The following is a 26106-nucleotide window of genomic DNA, read 5'->3' on the forward strand; positions in this document are numbered from 1 at the left end:
ATCGTACGTCGTACGCTGTACTATGGGCGTACGCTGTACGATTGTCAAGCCGTTCGAGCGAGCGAGGAGACCCATGTCTGTGAGAGAGCAACGCCGGATCGCGTCAGACGCGGGGCTGAGCAAGCAGCGGGTGGTGGTCGAGGCGATCCGGCTGGCCGACCGCGAGGGGGTCGACGGACTGAGCATGCGCCGGCTGGCCGGCACGCTCGGCGCGGGCGCGATGTCGCTCTATCACTACGTGGCGAGCAAGGAGGAGTTGCTGGACGCCATGGTCGACATCGTGTTCGAGGAGATCGAACTCCCGCCCGAAGGGACCGCCTGGCAGTCGGCGATGCGACGGCGTGCGGTATCCGCCCGACAGGTTCTCGCACGGCACCCGTGGGCGAACGGCCTGATGGAGTCGCGGACATCGCCGGGGCCCGCGAACCTCCGGCACCACGAAGCGGTCACCGCTTGCCTGCGGCAGGCTGGCTTCTCGGTCTCGATGGCGACGCACGCCAACTGGTTGCTCGACAGCTATGTCTACGGTTTCGCCCTGCAGGAAGCCAGCCTGCCGTTCAACACCGCCGATGAGTTCGCGGACGTGATCGAGGACGCCTACCTGCCCCAGCTTCCTCCTGACGAGTTCCCCTACCTCAACGAGTCCGCCGCGGCGCTCGTCGCTGCCGGCTTCGACCCTGCGGAGGAGTTCGTCTTCGGCCTTGACCTCATCCTGACCGCCCTCGAGCCCCTGAGAGCCTCCGCATAGCGACGCTCACGGACCGTCGCGCCATGGTCCCGCGACCCCTGCGGATCGAGGTGAGCACCGCCGATCTCGACGGCGCCTGGGTGGCCACTACGTTCGAGCACGGGCTCGCCCGGCTCGTCGCGCACGAGATCGATCACCTCAGTCAAGATCTTCACGAACCCCGACGCCGTCGGATACCGCTGCGCCATCTCCGCCCGCCAGTCGCCGTCATCGTCGGCGTCCGGCGGCACCAGCGACGCCACGTGAGGCTCTTGACCCTCACGTGGCGTCAGGCTGCACAGTCGGTGCCGTGGAGGACCACTGGACCGTGGGACGCGTGGCCGAGCTGACCGGCGTGAGCGTCCGCACGCTGCATCACTATGACGAAATCAGGCTCGTTCGGCCGTCAGCGCGGACCGCGGCCGGGTACCGGGCCTATTCGGCGGACGACGTGGAGCGGCTGCGGGAGGTGCTGGCCTATCGGCGGTTGGGCTTCGGGCTGCGGGAGGTCGCGGACCTGGTCGGCGACCCGTCCACCGACGCGGTCGCGCACCTGCGCCGGCTGCGCGGCCTGCTGCTGGAGCGGCGTGATCGCGCTGACGCCATGGTGGCGGCCATCGACAGGGAACTCGAGGCACGGGCGAAGGGACTGAAGGTGACACCGGAGGAGCAACTGGAGATGCTCGGTGCACGGCTGTACGACGCGATCGGCAGCGCTTACACCGCGACACGGCGTACCGAGCCGCGGATCGCCGCGCAGATCTGGGACGCGCTCGGGGACGCGCAGACGGTGCTGAACGTCGGGGCCGGCACCGGCTCCTACGAGCCTGCTGATCGTGACGTGACCGCGGTGGAGCCGTCGGCGGTCATGCGGGGGCAGCGGCCTGCCGACGCGGCGCCGTGCGTGGCCGCCGCCGCGGAGAGCCTGCCGTTCGAGGACCGGTCCTTCGACGTCGCGATGGCCGTCTCCACCGTTCACCACTGGGGGGACCCGATAGCGGGGCTGCGCGAGATGCGGCGCGTGGCCCACCGCGTGGTGGTGCTCACGTTCGACACCGACGAGCCCGGATGGCAGGACCGGTTCTGGCTTACCCGCGACTATTTGCCCGAGTTCGCTGCCGTCCTCACGGAATTTCCCTCGCTTGCCGGGATGGTCGACGCGATCGGCGCCCGCACTGAGCCGGTGCCCATTCCGTGGGACTGCGCTGATGGCCTGTTCGAGGCGTACTGGCGTCGGCCGGCGGCGTATCTGGAGGATCACGTGCGCCGCGCGATGTCGGTGTGGACGAGGGTCGGGCTGGAGGCCGAACAGCGGGCGGTGCGAAGCCTCAGCGACGACCTCGACTCCGGCCGGTGGGCCGAGCGCAACAGCGACCTCGCCGACCTCGACGCGGCAGATCTCGGCCTCCGCCTGCTCATAGTCTGAACCGCGTCGCAGCGTCAGAGTCAGAGCGGCTCGTCGCCGGACGACGCTTGTCGGCCACCGCCTCCGGATGGCCCGAGACGGTAGGACCACCCACCAGGACAAACCCCCCGTCGCCGAAATTGTTGCCGGGGCCCCGCTATGCGCCGTGCTCGCGGACGCGTTGCACGTCGGCCGCGGCCCGGGTCATGGCGTCGCGGTAGTTGGCCTCGGCGTCCGGGCCCAGCCACGGCAGGTGGCCGAGGATCTCCAGCATCACCAGCCCGTGGATTCGTCCCCACAGGTCGAGGCCGAGCCCGAGCGCGGCGGGTGGCATCCCGGGGGAGAGCAGTTCGGCGGCGGTGGCGAGCGCCGAGATCGGCCGGGCGTCCTCGCCGGGCCGGCGGATCCCGGCCATCTCGGCCGCGCTCCAGTCGCCGAAGACCACCTCGATCAACGTGGCGCCGAGCCTGCGCGCGGCGCCGGTGGTCGGCCCTTCCTCGGGCGCCCGGTAGCCGGGGACGGGTGTTCCGTAGATCAGCAGGAAGCGGGCCCGGTGCTCGACCGCCCACCGGCGGTAGGTCAGGGCGACCCGTACCAGCCGCTCGGGCGCGGGCAGCGCCTGGTGTTCCCGTCCGGCCGCCTGGACCGCGTCCGCCAGCGCGTTGTGCGCGTCGGCGACCAGGGCGGTGATCAGATCCTCCCTGCTCGGGAAGTAGTTGTAGAGCGACTGGACGGTCAGGCCCACCTCTCGCGCGACCCCGCGCAGTGTCATCTGGCCCAAGTCGGCGGCGAGTTGGTCGAGAGCGACGGACTTGATCTCGTCGATCGTCGCCGCCCGTTTCCTCTCGCGCAGAGAACCTCGCCGGGTTGGGGCTTCGCTCACTGTCGATCACCTTTCGAACGGGCCAGGGCCGACGCCTCGGACGGTTGCGGCGAGGCGACCGGAAACCTGTCCCTCGCCGCCCCCGGCCGTGCCACTCAAAGTCTAACAGCATCTGGATTGACTGACAGTGTTAGTTAAAACTACCGTTGTTCGAGTAGCCAGATGAACCTCCAGGAGGTAGCGACAATGAACGCCGTAGCCGGCTCGCCAGGCACCCTCGCCTCGCCCGCTCCAGCCACCGGTGCCACAGGTCCGGGGCCCGGCCGCTCCCGGCGCCGGATCATGGGGGCCGCAGCGCTTCTGGCGGTCGAAGGGCTGCTGATCTTCGTTCCGGCGGTCGTGCTGGGCCAGGCCGTGAACTGGCCGCAGGGCCTCGGCGAGCCCGCCGCCGTCACCCTGCCGCTGGTGGCCGAGAACGAGACGGCGCTGCGCCTGGGGTACCTGGTCTACCTGGCCTACTCCCTGCTGTTCCTTCCGGTGATCGCCGCACTGGTCACCGTCCTCGCCGGTCCCGAGGGGCGGCTGCGTCCGGTCGCCCGAATCGCCGTGATCCTGGCCGCCGTCTCCGCACTCGCCCGGGGGATAGGGATCCTGCGCTGGCTCACCGTGATGCCGACGCTGGCGGAGAGCTGGGCCGGGGCCGACCCGGCGCTGCGGCGAGTCCTGTCCGTCCAGTTCCAGGCGGTGAACGACTTCGGTGGCGGGATCGGCGAGCTGCTCGGCGTCTCCGCGCTCGGCGCCGCCGCGGTGGCCTGTGCCGTGATCGCGACCCGTGAGTTCGCGCCCACCTGGCTGGCCTGGTTCGGCGCGGCCGTCGTCGTGGCGTCGGCGCTCCCGCTGGCCGAGCTGGCCGGGTTGGACGCCGGGGCACTGACCAGCGTCGGGGTCACCGCCGTCCAGCTGTGGCTCCTCGCCGCGGCCGCCGTCCTGGTCGCGCGTGCCCGCAGGCATCACCGCTGACCAAGCCCCTCCCCGTCCGAGGGGCGATGATCCGGCGCGGCGAGGAGGTGGCCTACCCCGCCGCGCCGGCGTGACGCGAGCGCCCTGCCGTCCTGGCGGCATCCGGCGCGTGGCCAGGAAGAGGGCGGAGGACCAAGAGACACACCATGACTACAACTGCTGAGCAGACGGCCAGCCGGGGAGGATGGGCGTCGGGATGTGGGCGGGAGGCGGTTGTGGCAGCCTGGTGGTGAGGCCGGAGGCGGGTGAGACGGCCTCGCAGCGCTTTCCACGCGGCGGCAGCGTTCGGGAGATCAGGTAGGCGTCGAAAGTGCCGGTGATGCAGTCGCTCCGGCCGTAGACGCCGTGGCCCCAGCCCTCATAGGTGAGCACCCTGGCGTACGGGCCGAGCTGACGGGCGAGGCCGACGGTCCACTCATAGGGCGCGGCGGGCTCGTGCAGCGCGGTGCCCAGCAGGAGCGGGAAGCTGTCACGGACCCGCGTGGGACGCTGGGGATTGGGGATCGGCGTGGGCTGGGCCAGGCAGATGGGCGCCAGCGTGGCGGCGAGCGGGCCGTACCTCATGTCGGGCGCGAGCCTGGCCGAGCGGCGCAGGTGGCCGGCGTACTCGCTGTACCCCCGGGCCCGCAGGTCGAAGTCCTGGCACAGGATCGGGAAGGGGAAGGTGGCCACCTCACCGTTCTGGTAGGGGGCGAGAACGCCGGGAGGCAGGGCGGCGCCGTTGTCGAGGTCGACCAGGAGTTGCGCGAGAAACTCCCACTGCGGGCCGTAGAACCGCAGGTGCGCCTCGCTGATCAACGAGAGAGCCGTCACCGGGATGTCGGGGAACGCCGGGTTCCGCAGCTCGCCACGGTCGGCCTTGGCGAGCAGCCGGGTCCAGACCGCGCGTACACCCTGCTCGTGCAACGCGCAGCCCTGCGACCGCGCGCACCAGTTCGCGAACTCGTTGAAGGAGTCCTGGGCGGCGACGGCCCCGGTGTCGAAGAACTCCTTCATGTCCAGGCTGTGGTCGACGTTGCTGTCCAGCGCGAGCGCGCGCACCCGGCGCGGGTACATCTCCGCGTACTGCTGACCGAGCAGCGTGCCGTAGGACACGCCGTAGAAGGTCAGCTTCTCCTCTCCCAGGGCCGCCCTGATGGCGTCCAGGTCACGTACCACGTTGAGGGTGTTCACCTGGTCGTAGAGCGGACCGGTACGGGCCCGGCAGTCAGCGCGCAGATCGGTGATGCCCACGCGCAGCGCCTCGAACTGGGCCGCGTTCGCCGGGACCAGGTACGGCGTCCGGTTCAGCGCCTCGCCGGAGCAGACGATGGGGTGGCTGCGGGCCACACCACGCGGATCGAAGCCGACGATGTCGAAGCGGCGGTGGAGCTCATCGCTCAGCCAGTTGGGCCTCGCCATGACGAAGTCGACCCCGGAACCACCCGGCCCGCCGGGATTGATCAGCAGAGAGCCGACCCTGGCAGCGGGGTCGGTGGCCTTGTGCCGAGCCAGCGCCAGGGCGATCCTCGGCCCGTTCCGTCTGTTCCAGTCGATCGGTACGGACACCGTCCCGCAGTCGAAGCCGGGATTGTCCTGACAGGGCAACCAGGTGATGGCCGAGGCGGCGACCCCGGTGGGGATGGGGAGTAGTAAGGCGATGATGACGAGCGCGAGGCCCAGCAGGGGAATTCTTCGTCGCACGTGTTCCTCCGAGCGGTGGGGGTTCCCGGGGGGTGTGCCAGCGCCCGGCGGAGCCCCCGAGGGCCGGACGATGGAGGTGCTGCAGACCCGACCTGATGGGGACGAGTTACGTGGATCGTCCATTAAAGGTGCCCGAGTGACAAAGCTTTCTTTAGGTGGCCAACGCGTACGTCTTTGATGGCGGTGGCCCCTCTCGCGGGCTTGTCGACCTTGGAGTCATGGGAACGCTTGATCTCCGCCTTGCTCGGAGCGGGGTAGGCGAAGTCAGGTGGCGGGCTTGCCGAACCAGCGGGAGAGGTGGGCGTCCAGGTCCTGCTGATCGTCGCCGATCCAGGCGACGTGGCCGTCGGGGCGTAGCAGGACGCACGGAACATCCAGTGCCGCGGTGGGATCCGCGAGGTAGTCGACCCGGTCTGACCAGCCGCCGACGGTCAGGCGTTCGGTGCGGTCCAGCAGCAGGCCGCGGCCGCGATGCAGCAGACCGTAGAGGTGGCCCTGTTTCACGTCGATGTCGCGCAGGCGGCGGCCGAGCAGGTCGGGGCCTTCTCCGAAGTCGTAGCGGATGCCGATCGCGGTGATCTTCTCGATCAGATGGCGGTTCACCTCGTCGAGGTCCATCAGTTCGGTGAGCAGCCTGCGTACGGCCTGGGGGCCCGGTTCGGTGGACAGCAGCTCCATCTGGGCGCGGGTGTTGTCCAGCACGTCCTCGGCGACCGGATGACGTTCGGCCTGGTAGGTGTCCAGCAGTGTTTCCGGCGCCCAGCCGCGGATCTGTGCGGCCAGTTTCCAGCCGAGGTTGAACGCGTCCTGAACGCCCAGGTTGAGGCCCTGTCCGCCGATGGGCGGATGGATGTGTGCCGCATCGCCGGCCAGCAGCACCCGCCCGACCCGATAACGTTCGGCCAGCCGGGTGGCATCCCCGAAGCGGGACAACCAGCGCGGGGAGTGCACGCCGAAATCGGTTCCGGCGATGGTGCGCAGCTGCTGTTTGAAATCCTCGAGGGTGGGCGGTTCCGCGCGGTCGCTGACTCCCGCGGCGGGGACGACGACGCTGTAGATTCCTTCGCCGAAGGGCCTGAGCCAGAATGGCCGATGGGTCTCGTGGACTTCGGCCACCTTGGCGGCGATCTCCTCCTGCGGCACACCCACTTCCATCTCGCCCATCAGCGTCTCGGTCCGCGAGAGCTCGCCGGGGAAGCCGACGCCGAGCAGTTTGCGTACCGTACTGCGCCCGCCGTCACAGCCGACGAGATAGCGCGAACGCAGCTGTTCCCCGTCGGCCAGCTCGACGGTCACCCCCTTGTCGTCCTGCTCGAAACCGGCCACCGCACAACCGCGCCGGACCCGCGCACCCAGTTCGATCACATGTTCTTCGAGCAGGCGTTCGATGACCGGCTGCGGGATGCCCAGCAGATAGGCGTGCGCGGAATCCAGGTCCTTGGGCGCGGGTTTGTTGATGGCGGCGAAGAAACCGCCGGCCGGACGCTGTCTTCCATGCTGGAGAATGCGCTCCAGCAGTCCGCGCATCGCCATCAGTTCGAGACTGCGAACATGCAGACCGACTATGCGGACGAACGACTTGGGCGCGGTTTCCTTCTCCAGAACGAGTACCCGCACGTCGTGCAGCCGCAGTTCGGCGGCCAGCGTGGCGCCGGTCGGCCCGCACCCGGCGATGATCACGTCGAACATGGGCGCGCGATCGGCGTCGGAGGCCGGCGACCGGAGTCCGGGGACGTCGCCCACGGTGAAGTCACGCTCGACCGTGTCGTTCGACGGCGGCTCGGCGGGGAGGCGCAGAGAGTCCATGGGTGTTGCCTTTCGGGAGTGCCTTGTTGTCGAGGCGCTCCCGGCGACACCTACGTCAATCGCCGGCCGTGACGGGAAGGGGGAGCACCCACGTCGATACAGCGTTCATGGGTCTCACCTCCTCGGGCGGTGTCACGGTCGCCTGCAAGCTACAAGCCCGAGCATCACTCCGTCCAGTCCTTTTCCCAGCCGCGTGATCACGGCTCCAAACGGGCCCGTGAGGTTGCATGCGGCCATACCGAGCCCGAGCAGCCACAGGACTCCGCTCTCCGCGGCCAACGCGAACGCGGGATCCGCATCCCCGAAACCTGGCCCTGGGCCCACCCGCACGCGTTCGGTGCCGGCTCAGCGCTCGCGGGTGAAGCCGGCGTTGAGGATCGGGCCGATCACCGCCTGAGCCTCGGGGGTCATGAGGTGCAGGTGCTCGAAGTCGACGACGTGGAAGCGGGGTTCGTGGGTGAGGTGGGGGGCCCACGCCTCCGCACCGACTGCGGCTGTGCGCATGGTGACGCTTGACGCGATCACGGTGGTGGGGCCTTCGAAGATCCCCTTGGTCGCCTGGGCGGCCAGGGCCAGGTTCCCAGCCATGATCTCGGCGAGGTTGTCCACCTGATTACGCGCCAACTCTGACAAGGGGGTGGATCGGGCACGGAGGGCGGCGATGAAGCCCTCGTACTCCAGCATCGAGTCATCGATCTCGTGGTGGGTCAGGCCGAGCATGCCGAGGATGTCGGCGTAGACGTCAGCGCGGTGGTGCCCGGACTCCTGCGGGGTGGAGTCGATGATCGTCAGGGACGCGACCTCAAGCCCCGCCGCTTGGAGGTGCACCGCGATGGCGTGGGCCAGTTTGCCGCCGAAGGACCAGCCAAGGATGTGGGGTGGGGCGGGGTGGGTCTGCCTGATGCGGCCCGCGTAGACCGCTGCCATGTGTTCCAGGCTCATGTAAGTGGTCGGTGTCGTGGTGATGCCGTCGGCCTGGAGGCCGTAGAGCGGAATCGTGCGGTCGATGTACGGCTGCAGGCCGGCGTAAGGCCAGACGAGGCCACCAGCGGGGTGGATGCAGAACAGGGGAGCGGCTGTGCCCTCGGCTCGTAGGGGGAGGACCGGGGCGTAGGCGTCGCGGCCGCGGCCGCCATCGAGATGCTCGGTGATGCCGGCCACTGTGGGGGTCTCGAACAGGACCCGGACCGGGAGTTCGACACCGGTGGCCGACTGGATCCGGCTCGTCAGCCGGGCCGCCAGCAATGAGTGACCGCCGAGTTCGAAGAAGCTGTCGTCGATGGTCACCTCGTCGACCCCGAGCACCTCGGCGAACACGCCGCAGAGCACGGACTCGCGGTCGTCGCGGGGGCCGCGACCGGTCTGATCGCCGACACGGGTTGGTTCGGGCAGGGCGCGCCGGTCGACCTTCCCGTTCCGTGTCACAGGGATCGCCTCGATTTCCACCAGCGCTGACGGCACCAGGTAGCCCGGCAGCCGCTGCTCCAGCGAACGCCGCAACGCGATGGTGTCGATCGACCCGCCGGGTGGCGGCACGACGTACCCGACCAGCCGCCGGTCCCCGGGCTCGTCCTCGCGGACGACCACCACGGCCGCGGCCACCTCCGGGTTCTCGCTCAGCGCGAACTCGACCTCTCCCGGCTCGACCCGGAACCCGCGGATCTTCACTTGGTCGTCCACCCGTCCCAGGAACTCCAACTCGCCGGAGGCGTTCCACCGGACCAGGTCCCCGGTCCGGTACATCCGCGACCCAGGCGGTCCGAAGGGGTTCGCCACGAACCGGGATGCGCTCAACCCGCCGCGTCCCACATAGCCGTTGGCCAGGGTCGTGCCCGCGACGTACAGTTCCCCGACGACGCCGTCCGCCACCGGGCCCAGCCACTGGTCCAGCACGTACGCCTGTACGTTCGAGTTCGGACGACCGATCGGCACCTCGGGGCTCGAGGGCGACAGGTCCCGCCCGCTCCACGCGACCACGATGAGTGCCTCGGTTGGTCCGTACTCGTTGTGCATGGTCAGGCGGCTGTTGCGGGCGAGGGCGCGCCGCAGCGGTGTGGAGTGGGCCATGGCCTCGCCCGCCTGGATCACATCGGTCAGCGGGGCGAGGTCGTCCACGGTCCCCGGCAGCGCGTCGACCAGCGCCTGCAGCGCGATGTTGGGCAGGTGCAGTTCGGTGATCGACCGGCGCGCCACCCACGCGCCCAGGGCGGCCGGGTCGCGCCGCACGTCGTCCGGGCACAGCACCACCGTGCCACCGGAGACCAGGGTCGAGTAGATCTCCTGTAGCGACACGTCGAAACTGATGGCGGCGAACTGGGCGACGCGCCGCCCAGGGGACGCCTGGGCGTGGTACTCCTGCACGAGGTTGCGCAGGGCCCGGTGCGGCACCATTACGCCCTTGGGACGCCCGGTGGATCCCGAGGTGTAGATGATGTAGGCGATCTGTTCGGGATGACAGGGCGCCAGGCCGAGGTCCTCGTCGGACCGCTCGGCCAACGCCGCCCGCACCGCGCCGTCGTCCAGCGCGACGGTGTCCAGGGTGGACAAGAAGGGAGCAGGCCGTCCGGTGGTCAGGCAGAGACTGGGCCGCGCGTCGTCGAGCAGGTACTCCAGTCGCTCGTCCGGGTACGCCGGGTCCAGTGGCAGGTATGTGGCACCGATCTTCGTGAGCGCGATCATGGCGACGACCAGGTCCAGGGTCCGGCCCAGGTGGACTGCGACGCGGTCCTCCGCGCGCACCCCGCGGTCCAGCATCAGTCGCGCCAGCCGGTTCGCCCGGCTGTTGAGCTGCCTGTAGGTCAGCACCGTCGACTCGTCCTCGACCGCGGATGCGTCCGGGATCGAGCGGACCCGCTCCTCGAACAGCGAGGCCACGGTTTCCTGCGGGTACACCACCTCCGTGGCGTTGCGATCGAGGAGCAGTTCGCTCCGCTCGTCCGGCGAGACGACCTCGATCTCGGACAGCGTGGCCGCTGGGTGGGCTAGGACGAAGTCGAGCACGGCCGTCCACCGGGACATGATCCGCTCGATGGTCGCCGCGTCGAACAGCTCCGTCCGGTACTGGACCATGACGTCGAGGCCGCCCTGGTCCGGTCGCTCCGAGACGCTGAAGAACAGGTCGAAGACCGAGTTCCCGGTGGGGGTCTCCTGAACCTCCAGCTCCATCCCGGGCAGGGTGAAGCGTTCGACCGGGCTGTTCTGCAGGAAGAAGGCGATCTGGAACAGCGGGTGCCGCGACGGTGAGCGCTCCGGGTTGAGTTTCTCCACCAGATGGTGGAAGGGGAGGTCCTGGTGTTCGTACGCCGCGATGCCGGTTTCGCGGACCTGGGCGACCAGGTCGGTGAACCGCGGGTCGCCTGCCGTGTCGGTGCGGATGACCAGGGTGTTGACGAAGAACCCGACCAGGTCCTCCAGCGCCTCGTCGGTGCGGCCCGCGATCCCGGTGCCGATCGCGATGTCGGTGCCCGCGCCGAGCCGGGTGAGCAATGCCGCCATGGCCGCCTGCAGGACCATGAATGTCGTCGCGCCCTGGCCGCGTGCCAGGTTCGCCAGGCCGCGGTGCAACCGGGCGGGCACCTCGAACCAGGTCGTCTCTCCCGCGGGGGAGACGGCCGCGTGCCGTGGGCGGTCGGTGGGGAAGCTCACCACATCCGGCAGGTCCGCGAGCTGGCCCGTCCAGTAGTCCAGCTGCCGGGCGAACTCGCTGTCCGGGTCGTCGGGCTCGCCCAGGAGCTGCCGCTGCCACAGCGTGTAGTCAGCGTAGGCGACCGGCAACGGGTCCCAGGACGGCGCGGTGCCGGACCGGCGCGCCGTGTAGGCGGTGACCAGGTCACGGGCCAACGGGGCCATCGACCAGCCGTCGGCGGCGATGTGGTGGATCAGGATCAGCAGCACGTACTCGTCGGGACCGGTGCCGAACAACCACGTCCGGATCGGGATCTCCGCCGACAGGTCGAACTCGTACCGCACCGCTCGGGTCAGCCGCGCGACCAAGGCCGAGCCTGTCACGGCGATCTCCTCGAAGGTCGCCGTGGAGTCGACGCGCGGAATGATCCGCTGTTGGGGTGTCCCGTCCACCATGGGGAAGGTGGTGCGCAGCGGTTCGTGCCTGCCGATGAGGTCGTCCAGCGCGGCGCGCAGGGCCTCCGTGTCGATCGCACCCGAGATGCGGAACGTGAACGGCATGTTGTAGGTCGGGGACGGGCCCTCCAACCGGTGTTCGAACCAAATCCGCTGCTGCGCGTACGACAGCGGGAGGAACTCGGGCCGGGCGACCTGGGTCAGCGGCGGCCTCACCCGGTCCTCGCCGGTGACGCGCTTGGCCAGTTCGGCCACGGTCGGCGCCTCGAACAACGCCCGGACCGGCAGCTCCACGCCCAGGGCGGTCCGCACGCGGCTGGCCAGCCGGGTAGCGAGCAGCGAGTGGCCGCCGAGCTCGAAGAAGCTGTCGTCGATGGTGACCCGGTCGACCCCGAGCACCTCGGCGAACAGACCGCAGAGCATGGCCTCGCGGTCGTCGCGGGGGCTGCGGCCGGAGCCGTCGCCCGCGTAGGCGGGGGCGGGCAGGGCCTGGCGGTCGATCTTGCCGTTGGTGGTCATCGGTATGGTGTCGATCAGTAGCAGGGTCGAGGGCACCATGTACTCCGGCAGCCGCTGCGCGAGCGTCGTTCGCAGGGCCTTGATGAGCTTGCCCGCCGCCATGATGTTGGTCGGCGCGTTGACCAGGGCGCCCCCGCGCGGCGCGTCCCGCCAGGTCCCGTCGAGCGATGCGGCCGCCGTGTCTCCGGGAAGGACCACGATGTCGAGCAGGTCGGCGCGGTCCCCGGAATAGGTGGTGATGACGGTCTTCCCGGTCGTCGCGCCCCACACGTGCAGCGCCTCGGGATCGAGGGCGTGCTCGGTCTCGGGCGCGGGCAGGTCCTTGAGCCGGGTCCCGGGCACGGCGTCCTCGAGCAGCCCCAGGGTGTGCCACTCCGGCGCGACCCGGGCGTTGTGGACGCCGCGAATCCGGACGGCTCCGTCGTGTGCCGCGGCGATCGCCTCGACGGTGTCGAGGTCGCCGCCCCGCCACAGCACCTCGGGCAGGTCGGCGACCGGGTATGGCCGGACGGGCGCTTTGTGCAACGTCACGTCGTAGCGGTGCAGGGACATCTCGTTGTGGCTGTGGGCCCGCTTGAGCCTGACGTCAACACCGCTGACGTCCGAGCGCGCCGCCAGCGCGGTGAAGAAGCCTGGGTCGACCGTGAGTTCCTTCTCCAGACGGACGGCCAGGTCGGCGGCTTCCAGCACGTGCGCGGCCTCGGCGTCCGGTCCCAGCAAGCGCGCCTGGACCGCGGCGTGGAAGGCGCGCACCGACATCTTGTTACGGACGTCGCCGACGAAAACCCGTCCGCCGGGCCGCAGGGCCGCCAGAGCGCCTTCGAGCACCCGGGTGAGGTAGTCGCCGGACGGGAAGTACTGGATCACGGAGTTGATCACGACGGTGTCGAAGTGCCCTTCGGGCAGGCCGCCGAACTCGTCGGCGCCGCGCGCGAACAGGTGCACGCGGTCGGCCCACTCTGTGCCGTCCAACTGCCGGGTCAGCCGGGCGATGACCCCGGGGGAGAAGTCGGTCGCCCAGTAGGACTCCACGCGCGGCAGCAGTCCGCTGAGCAACAACCCTGTCCCGACGCCGATTTCCAGCACCTTCTCCGGGGCCAGCGCGAGGACGCGGTCGACGGTGGCGGCGCGCCACTCCCGCATCTCGTGGAGTGGGATCGGCCCGCCTGTGTAGGAGCTGTTCCACCCCGAGAAGTCCTCGCCGAACCCGGCGGAGCCTGCTCCCGTGTACATGGAGTCGTAGATCTCGCTCCAGTCGGCCACGAAGGCGCTCGCGTCCGCCTCCGTGTTCCTGGACACCGGTACCACGTACCCGACAAGCCTGCGGTCGCCCGGCACGTCCTCGCGTACTACCACGGCCGCGGCCAGGACCGCCGGGTCCTCCCGCAGGACCGACTCGACCTCGCCGAGTTCGATCCGGTGGCCGCGCAGCTTCACTTGGTCGTCGACCCGGCCGACGAACTCCAACCGCCGCCCGGCGGTCCACCGGACCACGTCCCCGGTCCGGTACATCCGGGACCCCGGCGGCCCGAACGGGTCCGCGACGAACCGCTCAGCGGTCAGTGCGCCCCGCCCCAGGTAGCCCCGGGCGAGACCCTCGCCCGCGACGTACAGTTCGCCCGCGACGCCGTCAGCCACCGGCCCCAGCCACCGGTCGAGTACGTAGACCCGGGTGTTGGCCAGCGGGCGACCGATCGGCAGGCCCGCCGCCGGGTCGAAGTCGTCGCCGACGGGGAAACACGTGGCGAACGTCGTGGTCTCGGTCGGCCCGTAGCCGTCCACGACCCTGGTCCCGGGCGCGGCCGCGCGGACCTTGGCGACCGCCGAGGCCGGGACGACGTCGCCGCCGGACCAGATCTCGGTGAGCGTGCGCAGCCGTTCCGGGTACTCTTCGGCGACCACGGTGAACAGTGCCGCCGTCATGAACGTCGCCGTTACCGCGTTCTCCTCGATGCATCGGGTCAACACGTCGGGGTCGGCGGTGGCGGGCGGGGCGAGCACCGCCGTACCGCCGGAGCAGAGTGGAACCCAGATCTCGTAGGTGGAGGCGTCGAACACATGCGGTGAGTGGACGAGGACCCGGCTGTGCCCGGTGCCCCACACAGGGTCTTGCACGAGCTGGGCGACGTTGCGGTGCGTCGTCGCGATCCCTTTGGGCCTGCCCGTGGAGCCGGACGTGTACATCACGTAGGCCAGTTGGTCCGGCTGGACCGGACACTCACCAGGCAGGTCATCCCTGACCGGATCACTCAGGACGGATCCGGCGGAGGCCACGTGGGCCTCGGGCGCCAGCTTGGTGAACCTGTCGACTGAGTCGGCAGTGGTGATGACGCTCACCGGGCCCGCGTCGGCGACCATGTAGGCGATGCGTTCGTCTGGGTAGTCAAGGTCAACGGGCAGGTACGCGGCCCCCGCTCTGAGGACGCCGAGCAGGGTGGCGATCAGTTCGGCGGAACGGGGCAGAGCGACCGCGACCAGGTCTTCTGGCCGGATGTTGCGGGCGAGCAGCCACTTGGTGACCCGCTCGGCCTGAGCGTCGAGTCGTCGGTAGGTCCACTCGTCCGGCCCCGCGGCCACCGCGACCGCGTCCGGGACCCGGCGGACCTGGTCGGCGAACAGCTCGGGAAGGGTGGCGTCGGCGACCGGGTGGGCGTTGTCGTTGCGGTCGACGAGCAGTTCCGCGCGTTCGGCGTGGTCGAGCACGGGAAGCTCGCTCAGGCGCATGGCCGGCGTGGCCGCGACCTCGGTGAGCAGGCGCAGCCAGCGCTCGAAGAGGCTGACCACAGTGGCGGCGTCGTAGAGATCGGTCGCGTAGTCGATGGTGCAGATCAGGCCCGCCGGGTGGCCGCCGTCGTCGAACCTCTCAAACAGGTCGACGTGCAGGTCGAACTGTGAGCGCCCGGTCGGCGGGGCGTCGAAGGTGACGTCCAGGTCGGCCAGGGCGAATTCCGGCGCCTGGTTGTTCTGCACGGCCAGGATGATCTGGAAGAGTGGGTGGTACGCGGCCGAGCGGCGCGGGTTCACCTTCTCCACCAGGTGGTCGAACGGCACGTCCTGGTGCTCGTACGCCATCAGGCAGGTCTTCCTGACCCGCTGCAGGAGCTCGGCGAAGGTCGGATTCCCGCCGGTGTCGGTCCGGATGACCAGGGTGTTGACGAAGAATCCGACGAGGTCGTCCAGCCCGTGGTCGAGCCTGCCCGCGATCGGCGCGCCGACGGCGATGTCCGTTCCCGCGCCCATCCGGGTCAGCAGGGCGGCCATCGCGGCCTGCACCACCATGAACAGCGTGGTGCCCGACTCCTGTGCCAAGGAAGCGAGGTCGCGGTGCACCTCGGCGGACACCTCGAAACGCTCCATCGCGCCCTCGTAGGAGGCTCGCGCAGGCCGGGGCCGGTCCGACGGGTAGCTCACGACCTCGGGGAGCCCGGCGAGGTGCTCGGTCCAGTACTCGACCTGCCGCGACAGCGGGCTTGCCGGGTCGTCGCCGTCGCCGAGCGCCTCCAGCTGCCACAGCGTGTAGTCGGCATACTGCACGGGCAGGGGCGCCCAGTCCGGCTCGGTGCCGGCTCGCCGGGCCGCGTACGCGGTCATCAGGTCCTTGGCGAGCGGCACCAGCGACCAGCCGTCCCCGGCGATGTGGTGGACGATGATCAGTAGTACGTGGTGGTCCGGCGCCAGGGCGAACAGCCAGGCGCGCAGCGGGAGATCCCTGGCCAGGTCGAACTCGTGCCTCGACACGGCCCGCAGCTCCGCCTCCAAGTCCACCGCGCGCACGTGCCGGAGGTGGAGTTCGACGGTCGCTTCGGCCGCCGGGACGATGAACTGCTCCGGGGCCCCCTCGGCGTCGGGGTAGGCGGTCCGCAGGGATTCGTGGCGACGGATGATGTCCCCGAGGGCCCCCTCCAGCGCGGCGCTGTCGAGGCGGCCTTCGAGTCGCAGCGCGAGCGGCATGTTGTACGTCGCTGAGGGTCCCTGCAGCCGGTCCTGGAACCACAGGCGGCGCTGCGCGTAGGACAGCGGGACGCGGTCGGGGCGGGCTCGCGGCGTCAGCGACTCGCGGGCCAGCGCACCCTCCCGCAGCCGCCCCGAGATCTCGGCGACAGTGGGCGTCTCGAACAGCGCGCGGACCCGAAGCTCGATGCCGGTGACCGCGCGGATGCGGCTGACCAGTCTGGTGGCCAGCAGCGAGTGGCCACCCAGCGCGAAGAAGTTGTCGTCGATCGACACCCGTTCGACCTTGAGGATCTCACCGAACAATCGGCACAGCACCGCTTCGCGGCCGTCGCGCGGGCCCCGGCCGGTGCGCACCGGCAAGTGCTTCGGCGGGACCACCGCGGGCTCGCTTACGAGCGCCGACCGTCCTGCGGCAACCTCCACGCCGGGGATGACGACCTCGCTGACCCTGGTCGCCGGCTCGTTCGCGACCTGGTCCAGGACTGCGACCCAGCGGTCGAAGAGGGAGCGGACCGACTCGGCCTCGAACAGATCCAGAGCGTAGTGGATCACGCAGCGGACACCGTCCGGCCGGGCGTCCGCGGCCAAGGTCTCGGTGACGTCGATGTGCAGGTCGAACTGCAGCTTGCCGGTCGGCAGGATCTCCCCGACAACGTCCGCGCCGGGGATCCTGATCCGGACGTCCGGTGTGTTCTGGACTACGAGGCTCACCTGGTACAGCGGGTGGTAGGCGGTCGACCGCTGCGGGTTGAGCACCTCCACGAGTTGGTCGAACGGCACGTCCTGGTGCTCGGCGGCGCTGAGGCTCGCCTCCCGCACCTGGTCCAGCAGGTCGGCGAACCGGGGGTCGCTCGCGGTGTCGGTACGCATGACCAGGGTGTTGACGAAGAAGCCGATGAGGTCGTCGAAATCGTCCTCGGTCCGGCCCGCCGACGGGGTGCCCACCACGATGTCGGTACCGGCGCCCAGGCGGGTGAGCAGGACCGCCAGGCTCGCGTGCAGGATCATGAACAGGGTGGTGCCGGTCCGGCGGCCAAGGCTGGTCAGGCGCTGGTGTAGTTCCGCCGGGACTGTCAGCGGTACCGTCGCGCTGTCCTGTGACGCCACGGGCGGGCGGGGGTGATCGGTCGGGAAGCCCACCTGGGCGGGCAGCCCCGCCAGCCGCTCCTTCCAGTACTGGATCTGCCGGTGTAGAGGGCTGTCCGCGTCACCCGCCGCGCCCAGGACCGCGCGCTGCCACAGCGTGTAGTCGGCGTACTGGATCGGCAGGGGCGCCCAGGTGGGTGCGTGTCCGGCGCGTCGGGCGGCGTAGGCCGTCGTGAGGTCGTCGGCGAGTGGCCGCATCGACCAGCCGTCGCCCGCGATGTGGTGGATGGCGATCACCAGCTGGAGGTGCCGGGGGTCGACCTCGAACAGCCAGGCACGGAATGGGACCGCCGCGGCGAGGTCGAACTCGTGCCGCGCGGCCGAGCGGACGGCCGCGTCCAGCTCCTCGTCCGGCACGCGCACGTGCTGGACGAGGTCGGTGGCGGCCGGTGTGTCGATGACCCGCTGCGCCGGGACCCCGTCGGTCGCCACGAATACCGTGCGGAGGGCTTCATGGCGTGCCACCACGTCCCGCAGCGCGGTGACGAGGGCCTCGACGTCGACCGGTCCGGTGATCCGGAAGCTGAACGAGATGGTGTACATCGCCGAGGGACCGGTGAGCTGCTCCACGAACCAGAGCCGTTGCTGCGCCAGGGAAAGCGGCAACGGGTCCGGTCGCTCGACCTGTTTGACGGGGGCGCGGCGTGTCCCCGCCCCCGTTCCGACCCGGGCCGCGAGCTCGGCGACCGTGGGCGCGTCGAACAGGACCCTGATCGACAGGTCGGCGTCGAACAGCGCCCGCAGCCGCCGGACCAGCCGGATGGCGTGCAGCGAGTGCCCGCCGAGCTCGAAGAAGTCGTCGTCGATGCCCACGCGCTCGACGCCGAGCAGTTCGCCGAAGAGCGCGCACAGTGCGTCCTCGGTGGCGTCCCTCGGCTCGCGACCGCCCGGGGTCGCCGCGTATTCCGGAGCGGGGAGGCCTTTCCGATCAACCTTCCCGTTGGGAGTGAGGGGCAGCGAGTCCAGGGGGACGATGATGGACGGCACCATCTGGTCGGGCAGCCAGGCGCGGGTCGCCTGTCGCAGCGCCGCCGGGTCGAGCACGGCACCGGCCTCTGCCACGACGTAGCCGACCAGGCGGCGATCACCGGGGGTGTCCTCCCGGGCGACCACCACCGCCCGGGCGACCGCGGGATCCTCGCGGAGCACGGACTCGATCTCGCCGAGCTCGACCCGGAACCCGCGGATCTTGACCTGATGGTCGATCCGCCCGATCAGCTCCAACAGTCCGTCGGGGTGAAACCTGGCCAGGTCGCCGGTGCTGTAGAGGCGCTCCGCCTGCACCGGGCCATGTGACCACTCGAAGAACTTCGCCGCGGTCAGCTCGGGGTTGCCGTAGTACCCCTCGGCAAGGCCGAGGCCCGCCATGTGTATCTCCCCCGGCACACCGACCGGGACCGGCTGGCGTGCCGAGTCCAGCAGGTAGACCCGCTGGCCTGCCATCGGCCACCCAAACGGGACGCTGGTCCAGCCGGGCAGCGGCGCCCCTGCTGGGAACACCGTGGAGAAGATGGACACCTCGGCGAACCCGCCGAAGACGAAGACCTCGATGCCCGGGGCGAGGCCGTCGAAGCGCTGGGGGAGGTCCGGCATGATCCAGTCCCCGCCCAGGATCACGGTCCGGAGCCTGGTCGGCGCGCCGAGAGACCGCAGGTGTTCGACGTAGAGTTCGGCGAGAGCGGGCGCGGAGTTCCAGACGGTGACGTCGTGCTCCCGGATCAGGTCGTGCCAATGCGCCGGGTCCTTGGTACGGTCCGGGTCCGGGAACACCACCGCGCCGCCCGCTACGGCGATCCCCAGGAGTTCGTAGACCGACATGTCGAAGCTCGGTGAGGACAGGGCCATCACCCGGTCCCCGGCGCCGACCCCGGTGGTGGCATTGATGTCCAGCAGGTTGTTGAGGACGCCCCGATGCCGCAGGGCGATCCCCTTGGGCCGACCGGTGGAGCCGGACGTGAAGATGATGTAGCAGAGGTCGTCCGAACCGGCGACCGCCACGGGGGCGTACTCGGGCAGTCGCTCGAGTTCTGCGGCGTCCCGGTCCATGAGGATGACCGGGACACCGGGCTTCGGCAGCCGCGGCGCCAGCGGGGATTCGGTGATCAGGACGTGGCAGCCGGAGGCCTCCATCATGAACGCCAGGCGTTCGACGGGATAGTCGCTGTCCAGGGGGATGTACGCGGCGCCCGCCTTGAGAATGCCCAGGATCGCGATCATCAGGTTCGGTCCCCGGTCGAGGCATATCGCGACGCGGCCTCCGCGGCCGACACCGAGGGCCCTGAGTCGGTGGGCGAGCCGATTGGCCGCCCTGTCGACCTCGCCGGCGGTCCAGGTCGTCCCGCGGTGAATCAGCGCCACAGCGTCGGGAGCGGTCTTCAGGTGTTCGGCCACGCATTCGTGCAGGGTGCGGTTGTGGTCGAACTCGGACGCGGTGGCGTTCCAGTCCACCAGCATCCGCTGTTGCTCCGCCGCCGTGAGCAATGGGGCCTCGGTCCGCGGGCGGATACCGGGGTCGGCGACGCAGGCGGTCAGGAGGGTGATGAAATGCCCCAGGAAGCTGTTGATCGTGGCGCGGTCGAAAGCGGTCGCGTCGAAGGTCACGTCGAGGTGCGCTTCCGACGACGACCGCCGCACCTCGACGACCAATTCGTGGTCGTCGCCGCCCGGTGTTTCGGTCACCTGCCGGAAAACCGCGGCTGCGGTTCGGTACCGGTAGTCGCCGACGTTGTGACCGACCGTGTTCCGGACCGTTCGAATGAGGTCCGCGAAAGTGTGGTCGCGGCCCGCGGTGAACGTAGGCAGTTGGCCAGGTGCGCCGCCGAGATCGATCCGCCCCGGGTCGTCGTACCTGGCCAGTACCTCTGAGAAAGCGGCCAGCAGAACGTGGAACAGGTCCGCGTCGTGTCCCGCCGCCACCGACCGGGCGGTCTCGACCAGGTTCGGGTCCAGTCTGACGGTCGCGTGCTCCGGCGACGATTCTCCCAGCTCGGAGCGTCGATCCGGGATCGGCCCGGCGACCGCCTCAGGGACCCGCTGCGCTCGTGAAATCCTCGGCAATCCGGCCATTCGATCACCACGTCCTTCCCCAGGGCGGCGGCACGACGGCATGCGTCGTCGGCCTCTGGCGCCAGGCCGGAGGCCGACGGCGCACACGGTCGATGGCCGGTCTTTGACCGAAGTTAATGTTCGCGGCCTGAATTCGATACTAAAAGCTCCGACCAATCGCGTCTATCGTCCGGCCGGATGAGACGACCGAATACGTCCAGCCATTCCGCCCCGTCGTGCTCACGTAAGGGGTTGCCGGGCGGAGACGCCCATGGTAAGGGTAAAACGAGGCAGGACACTTCAGCGGGGGGCAGGTAGGTTGACGAACCCTTTCGATGATTCGGACAGCCAGTATTTCGCGCTGGTCAACGCCGAGGGCCAACATTCACTGTGGCCTGTGTTCGCCGATGTTCCGGCTGGCTGGAGCGTGGTCCACGGGCCGGATGCCCGGGACGCCTGCCTTGGCCACATCGAACGGAACTGGACCGACATGCGACCGAAATCGCTGCTCGGGGCACTGCGCGAGAAAGACCGGGAAGGTGGTCCGGCAAATTGACGACCGTCGCGACCTCGACGCGTCCCTCAATTTCACCTCCAAAAACACCTGACTTTTTCGCTCTCCGGAAAGGTGTGGCATTAGATGCGGAAGCCCGTCGATTACGGGGCCACAAATCAACTTGACATCCGGCTCGAGGCCGGAGCGCCACCCATGGTGGTCACCCCTGACTTGCCCACCCTCTCCCACGCGCCGGCCGAGGGCGGCGTGACGCCGGTCGCAGACTGCCGGGCGGTGCTTCACGACGTCCCGGACCGTCTGGCGCGGCGCATGCGCTCCTCTGTGATCACCCACCCGCACATCGTCGACGACATCCTGGCCGCACATGGCCGGGAACCTTTCAGGGGTGAGCGGCGAATCGTCGTCGCCATGGGCGATCCGGTGTCGGCGCGGGACTGCGACCCAACCGTGTCAGCTGAGGCGAGGTTCGTCTGAGATGACCACGAATCTCGTCACACAGGACGGGGATCTCCTGGCACGGTTCCGGCGAGCGGTGGCTGCCGCACCGGACCGGCTCGCCGTCCGGGCGGCTGGAACGGCCATCACTTTCGCCGACCTCGACGCGCGGGTCAGCGTCCTGGCCGGGGCTCTCCGCGCTCGTGGCGTGCGCCGCGGTGACCCGGTCGGAGTGTGCCTGGAACGGGGCGCGGACCTCGTGGTCGCGCTGCTGGCGGTTTGGAGTGCAGGCGGGGCGTACGTCCCGCTCGACCCGGCGTACCCCGACGACCGTCTCGCCTTCATGGCCCGTGACTCGGGCCTGCGGCTGGTGATCGCGGCGGACAACCGGCTGAACCGGCTCGCAGGCGCCGAGGTGGTCGCGCCGAGCGCGGCGGGGACCGCGGTCGCGCCGGTGGACGTGAGCCCCGCTGACGCCGCCTACGTCATCTACACCTCGGGTTCGACCGGCGTGCCGAAGGGAGTGGTCGCGACCCGGGGCGGGGTGGCGTTTCTGGTGCACGCACTGGAGACGATCGGTTCATACCCGGACGGGAACAGCGTCGTCGGCTGTAACGCCAGCGTGTCGTTCGACGCCTCGGTCCAGCAGTGGGCCCGGGTGTGCCGCGGCGACACCGTCGTCGTCATCGACGAGGACCAGCGGCGCGACCCCGCCCGGCTCGCCGCGGCGCTGGTCGAGTACGCGGTCACCGACATCGACGCCACCCCCTCACATTGGGAGGTGGTGGAGCAGGTGGCCCCGGAAGGTACGCTCCGCCTGTTCCTGGGGGGCGAACCCGTGCCCGCAGCCATGTGGCGACGACTCGACGAGGCCGGGCGGGCGGGCCGCGTAGAGGCGTTCAACCTGTACGGACCGACCGAGTGCACCGTGGACTCCACCGTTGGGTCGATCAAGGGTCCGGAGCCGCACATCGGGCGACCGCTGCCCGGTGTCGACCTCTATGTGCTGGACGACCGGTTGGCGAAAGTGTCGGAGGGTGTCACAGGTGAGGTCTACATCTCCGGCCGAGGGGTCGCGCGCGGTTACGTGAACCGCTCGGGTCTCACCGCGGAACGGTTCGTGGCCGATCCGTTCGCCGGTGGCGGGCGGCGAATGTACCGCACCGGTGACAAGGCCCGGTGGCGGGCGGACGGCACGCTGGAGTTCGTCGGGCGGGTCGACCGGCAGGTCAAGGTGCGCGGCATCCGTGTGGAGCTCGGTGAGATCGAAGCGGCCATCGCGGGCTACCGCGACGGGTGCTCGGCGGTCGTGGTGGTGCGGCGAATCGAGGGTCTCGCGGGGGATCTGGTGGCATACTGCGTGGGCGCTCAGGATCTCGACGACCTCCGTGACCACGTGGCCGCGCGGCTCCCGGCCCACATGGTCCCGGCCCGGTTCATCCGGATCGACGCGTTCCCTTTGACCGTCAACGGGAAGGTCGACCACTCAGCCCTCCCGGACCCCGATCGCGCCGCCGCAGAGCGCGACGGGCCGCCGCCGGAAGGGGAGTTCGAGGAACTCGTCGCCTCCGTGTGGGCGGAGGTCCTCGGCAAGGACCAGGTGTTCGCCGACGACGACTTCTTCGCGCTGGGCGCCCACTCGTTGATGGCCATCCGGGTCGTCGCCCGCGTCAAGAACGCGCTCGGTCTCGCGCTGTCGGTCCGGGACGTGTACCGGCGGCCGGTGCTGCGGGACTTCGCTGAGTTCGTCCGCTCGGTCCACGCCGACGTGACGCATACGGCCGGTCGATAGAGGAGGACGGCGGATGTCGAACCGATTGGGCCCGGCTCGTCAGGACACCGCGGTGATCCGCCCGAAGCAGCTCGACGACGCGATCACCACGCTGGTGTGCCTGGGATTCTGCGGCGGCGGGACCGGGCCGTACCAGCCCTGGGCCGAGGTGGTACCGCCGGGAGTCGACCTCGCGCTGGTCTGTTACGCCGGCCGTGAGGGCCGCTTCCTGGAGGAGTTCGCCACGACCTGGGACGAGTTGGCCGAGGATGCCACCCGGACAGTGGTCTCGGCGGTCGGTGACCGGCCATACGTCCTGTTCGGGCACAGCATGGGCGGGTGGATGGCCTTTGAGGTGGCGACCAGGTTGCAGGCCCGGAGCGCGTCGGTGCCCGACGCTCTGGTCGTGTCCTCGTGCAACGCCCCGGCGCGCGGGCTCACCCCCCGGGACATGCTTCCGGCGCGACAGGATACCGACGAGGAGTTGCTGACCTGGATGCGCACCCACGGGCTGCTGGCCGATTACGTGCTGGACGATCCGGACCTGCTGGAGATGGCGGTGGAGATCATGCGCGCAGACATCGCCGTGCGGGACACGTTCCGCTACAACGGTGCCGCGGGGGTCACCATGCCGCTGCAGTTCCTCGCCGGCGCCGACGACGAGGCGATCGAAGCGGACGCGCCCGCCCAGTGGCGAGAGTTGGCGTTGGGGCCGTACCGGCACGATTCCCTGCCCGGTAGTCACTTCTACACGCCTGAGGTGTGGCGGACCCTGCCAATCCACATCACCGCGATCAACCGGTAGACGCGGTCCGGCCCAAGAAGGTTTCGGGAGCACCCCAGTCCATGACCGATACGTTCACGACGAAGGCCACCTACGGCCAGGTGTTCGCGGTCACACAGTTCCGTGCCCTGTTCGCGGGTCGGCTGCTTGGTGTCATGTCGGACACGCTGCGGTCCGTCGCGCTGGCGGTGCTGGTGTTCAGCCAGACCAACTCTCCGTTGCTGACGGCGATGGCGTTCACGGTCGGCTTCCTTCCCCAAGCCGCAGGCGGCCTGTTCCTTGCCGCGATGGCGGACCGGTTCTCACCGCGGACCCTCATCACCACGGGCTACACTCTCCAGTGCGCGGTCGGGCTGCTGCTCGCGTTCGGACACCTCCCGGTCGCGGTCAGCCTGCTCCTCGTCGCGGCCGTGGCCTGCCTGACACCGGTCACCACCGGGGCCGCGGGCCGAGTCCTGGCGGAGGTCCTCACCGGCGACACCTACGTGCTTGGGCGTTCGCTGTCCTACCTCGTCGCGGTTGCGGCGCAGTTGGTGGGCATGGCCGCCGGTGGGGCGCTGATCGCGTGGCTGGGCGTGGAGCGGACGATGCTGGTCACCGCAGGGACGCACCTGCTCGCGTTGGTGATCAGCCGCCTGTTCCTGTCGCGCGCCGAGGTGGTCCGCGCGGGCGGGTCGATCGTGCGTAAGACCTTGCGAGGTAACGCCGCGCTCATCGCCGCCCCCGGGGTCGCCAAGCTGATCATGGTCCAGTGCCTGCCCGCCGCGTACTTGGCCGCAGCGGGAAGCCTGCTCATCCCGTACTCCGCGCAGCGTGCGTTCGGCCCAACGGAGACCGGCCTCCTGCTGGCAGCCGCGTCAGTCGGCATGCTCATCGGCGACGTCGTGGTTGGGCGAGCGTTCGCGCCCGCCATCCGAGAACGACTCGTCCTGCCGCTGCTGCTGGTCATGGGCGCGCCCACGATCACGCTCGTCCTGGACCTGCCGTATCCGGCGATCGCCGCAGTGTACGTGATCACCGGCATGGGCTCCGCCTACCTGCTCGGCCTGCAGCGACGCTTCCTGGAGGCGGTCCCGTCCGACCTCCAGGGACAGGGTTTCGCACTGCTCAACACCACCACCATGACCATCCAGGGGGTCGGGCCCCTGGTCTTCGGCGTGTTCGCGGAATTCCTCCCGGTCGGCTTCGCGATCGCCCTGACCGGGGTGAGCAGCGTGATCACCACACTCCTCCTGCGCGACGCGATCCGCCCACGCACGCCCGGCTGAGGCCACCGGCCCGAGGAGGACGCGCCTCCCGCGCCGTCGGTGTGAAACACCGGATCAACTCATCGCCGGTGATCTCCGGGTACGAACGCAGCCTGACCCCGTCACGTCCTGGGCGAGCCTCGGGGAACCGGATCGCCCGAAGATCGGCTGATGCGACGCCGTACTGGGCATGACCAGTCATGTGACTCGCGATCGCGAAGAGTCATCACTCTTCGTGATCAGTCCGACACGTGCTGTCGGGCGGGTGGCGACGGCCACGGCACGACGGGGCCGTCGCCACCCGCCCGGCTCGCGGGTTCGGCGGCTCACATCGCGTACGGGGCCTCGGGGGCCGTGGAAAAAAGGGGAAGTCCGGTGCGGAGCAGACACCACATCATGACCGCAAGCGCGCTGTGCCTGGCACTGGCCACGGCCTGCGGAAACATCGCGTCCGTCGGCATGGTCGGGGCGCCGGCCACCGAGACGCCCGCGGGAACCTCGCCGGGGACACCTGCGGGAACACCGACCGCGACGTCGACCGGCACGCCGACGAAGGCCGCCGTGCCCGCCGGTTTCAAACGGGTCGGCAGCGACGCCAACGGGCTCACCGTCGCCGTGCCCCAGAAGTGGCTCGCACTCGACCTCACCAAGGACGACCTCGACCAGACCCTGAAACAGACCGGCCTGTCGGGTGAGGCGCTCGAGCAGGCCAGGCGGAGCCTGCGGGCGCTGGTGGCCAACAGGGCGATCTGGGCCTCGGACCAGGCGTCGGCCGAGAGCTCGCCCAACAAGTTCGCCACCAACCTCAACGGCTTCTGCCAGGACGACGCGGGTTCCCCACCCCCCGCCGACCAGTTGATCGCCGACGTCAAGGGACAGCTGGAGCAGCTCGGTGCCAAGGTCAACGAGGCGGGGGAGGTGCCGATCGACAACGGCGGCAAGGCGGTGCGGGTGGTGTACCGGCTGCCGTCCCACGGGATCGAGATCAGAGGCACCCAGTACTACGTGCAGTCTCCGGGCAAGACCTGCATCGTCACGCTCAGCACCGACAGGGACGGCCAGCAGGCGTTGTTCGACCAGATCGCCAGGACGACCCAGCCCACCTGAGCGGCCCGTTTCGACGGAGCGTGACGCGGGCGCGCCC

The 26106-nt window shown here is 69.9% G+C and carries 14 protein-coding genes; 10 read left to right on the top strand and 4 right to left on the bottom strand.

Going from position 1 to position 26106, the window contains the following annotated elements; all coding sequences use genetic code 11:
- The first annotated feature begins 73 nt into the window (after positions 1-73).
- From PKF00_RS13385 to PKF00_RS13390, 3 genes are read left to right on the top strand one after another with little or no spacing between them, the layout of a single operon-like run.
- Positions 74-748 carry a TetR/AcrR family transcriptional regulator C-terminal domain-containing protein gene (locus PKF00_RS13385; protein ID WP_271217776.1) on the top strand — a complete coding sequence of 225 codons (675 nt, stop codon included), beginning with the start codon at positions 74-76 and terminating at the stop codon, positions 746-748.
- Positions 749-771: 23 nt separating this feature from the next.
- On the top strand, positions 772-1077 hold the full coding sequence (locus PKF00_RS44670; protein WP_369011174.1) for a peptide deformylase: 306 nt from the start codon (positions 772-774) through the stop codon (positions 1075-1077).
- A complete protein-coding gene (locus PKF00_RS13390; protein WP_271217777.1) occupies positions 1065-2153 on the top strand; it encodes a MerR family transcriptional regulator in 1089 nt (362 codons plus the stop codon). Before PKF00_RS44670 ends, PKF00_RS13390 begins: the two co-directional genes overlap by 13 nt.
- Before the next feature lie 136 nt (positions 2154-2289).
- Here PKF00_RS13390 and PKF00_RS13395 read toward each other — a convergent pair whose 3' ends face one another.
- Complete coding sequence (locus PKF00_RS13395) at positions 2290-3015, bottom strand: TetR/AcrR family transcriptional regulator (protein WP_271217778.1); 726 nt, start codon at positions 3013-3015, stop codon at positions 2290-2292.
- A 186-nt stretch (positions 3016-3201) separates the two neighbouring features.
- On the opposite strand from PKF00_RS13395, the gene PKF00_RS13400 reads away from it, so the two are divergent.
- A complete protein-coding gene (locus PKF00_RS13400) occupies positions 3202-3975 on the top strand; it encodes a DUF4386 domain-containing protein (RefSeq protein WP_271217779.1) in 774 nt (257 codons plus the stop codon).
- 150 nt (positions 3976-4125) lie between these two features.
- On the opposite strand, the gene PKF00_RS13405 is transcribed toward PKF00_RS13400, so the two are convergent.
- The 3 genes from PKF00_RS13405 to PKF00_RS13415 form a co-directional block, all read right to left on the bottom strand.
- Positions 4126-5658, bottom strand: a complete 1533-nt coding sequence (locus tag PKF00_RS13405) for an alpha/beta fold hydrolase (protein WP_271217780.1) — start codon at positions 5656-5658, stop codon at positions 4126-4128.
- Positions 5659-5922: 264 nt separating this feature from the next.
- The gene (gene rox / locus PKF00_RS13410; protein WP_271217781.1) at positions 5923-7347 is read right to left on the bottom strand and encodes a rifampin monooxygenase; all 1425 of its coding nucleotides are present in this window, start codon (positions 7345-7347) and stop codon (positions 5923-5925) included.
- Between the two features lie 462 nt (positions 7348-7809).
- Positions 7810-20229 (bottom strand): non-ribosomal peptide synthetase, encoded by a 12420-nt coding sequence (locus PKF00_RS13415; protein ID WP_271217782.1) that lies wholly within the window; start codon positions 20227-20229, stop codon positions 7810-7812.
- Between the two features lie 298 nt (positions 20230-20527).
- Here PKF00_RS13415 and PKF00_RS13420 point away from each other — a divergent pair, with 298 nt between their 5' ends.
- The 6 genes from PKF00_RS13420 to PKF00_RS13445 all read left to right on the top strand — a co-directional run bounded on the left by PKF00_RS13420 (position 20528) and on the right by PKF00_RS13445 (position 26069).
- Entirely contained in the window at positions 20528-20764 is a 237-nt protein-coding gene (locus tag PKF00_RS13420) for an MbtH family protein (protein ID WP_271217783.1), read from the top strand.
- 84 nt (positions 20765-20848) lie between these two features.
- Positions 20849-21199 carry a hypothetical protein gene (locus tag PKF00_RS13425; protein WP_271217784.1) on the top strand — a complete coding sequence of 117 codons (351 nt, stop codon included), beginning with the start codon at positions 20849-20851 and terminating at the stop codon, positions 21197-21199.
- Position 21200: 1 nt separating this feature from the next.
- Entirely contained in the window at positions 21201-22952 is a 1752-nt protein-coding gene (locus PKF00_RS13430) for a non-ribosomal peptide synthetase (protein WP_271217785.1), read from the top strand.
- A 13-nt stretch (positions 22953-22965) separates the two neighbouring features.
- Positions 22966-23736, top strand: a complete 771-nt coding sequence (locus tag PKF00_RS13435; protein WP_271217786.1) for a thioesterase II family protein — start codon at positions 22966-22968, stop codon at positions 23734-23736.
- A 41-nt stretch (positions 23737-23777) separates the two neighbouring features.
- The gene (locus tag PKF00_RS13440) at positions 23778-24983 is read left to right on the top strand and encodes an MFS transporter (protein ID WP_271217787.1); all 1206 of its coding nucleotides are present in this window, start codon (positions 23778-23780) and stop codon (positions 24981-24983) included.
- Between the two features lie 375 nt (positions 24984-25358).
- On the top strand, positions 25359-26069 hold the full coding sequence (locus PKF00_RS13445; RefSeq protein ID WP_271217788.1) for a hypothetical protein: 711 nt from the start codon (positions 25359-25361) through the stop codon (positions 26067-26069).
- The last annotated feature ends 37 nt before the right edge of the window (positions 26070-26106 follow it).

The organism is Streptosporangium carneum (assembly GCF_027922005.1).
Classification (GTDB): domain Bacteria; phylum Actinomycetota; class Actinomycetes; order Streptosporangiales; family Streptosporangiaceae; genus Streptosporangium; species Streptosporangium carneum.

Excerpts from the sequence above, each read along its gene's own strand:
- PKF00_RS13385 (WP_271217776.1), top strand. The coding sequence starts at position 74 with ATGTCTGTGAGAGAGCAACGCCGGATCGCGTCAGACGCGGGGCTGAGC.
- PKF00_RS44670 (WP_369011174.1), top strand. The coding sequence starts at position 772 with ATGGTCCCGCGACCCCTGCGGATCGAGGTGAGCACCGCCGATCTCGAC.
- PKF00_RS13400 (WP_271217779.1), top strand. The coding sequence starts at position 3,202 with ATGAACGCCGTAGCCGGCTCGCCAGGCACCCTCGCCTCGCCCGCTCCA.
- rox (WP_271217781.1), bottom strand. The coding sequence starts at position 7,347 with ATGTTCGACGTGATCATCGCCGGGTGCGGGCCGACCGGCGCCACGCTG.
- PKF00_RS13415 (WP_271217782.1), bottom strand. The coding sequence starts at position 20,229 with ATGGCCGGATTGCCGAGGATTTCACGAGCGCAGCGGGTCCCTGAGGCG.
- PKF00_RS13425 (WP_271217784.1), top strand. The coding sequence starts at position 20,849 with ATGCGGAAGCCCGTCGATTACGGGGCCACAAATCAACTTGACATCCGG.
- PKF00_RS13430 (WP_271217785.1), top strand. The coding sequence starts at position 21,201 with ATGACCACGAATCTCGTCACACAGGACGGGGATCTCCTGGCACGGTTC.
- PKF00_RS13435 (WP_271217786.1), top strand. The coding sequence starts at position 22,966 with ATGTCGAACCGATTGGGCCCGGCTCGTCAGGACACCGCGGTGATCCGC.
- PKF00_RS13440 (WP_271217787.1), top strand. The coding sequence starts at position 23,778 with ATGACCGATACGTTCACGACGAAGGCCACCTACGGCCAGGTGTTCGCG.
- PKF00_RS13445 (WP_271217788.1), top strand. The coding sequence starts at position 25,359 with ATGACCGCAAGCGCGCTGTGCCTGGCACTGGCCACGGCCTGCGGAAAC.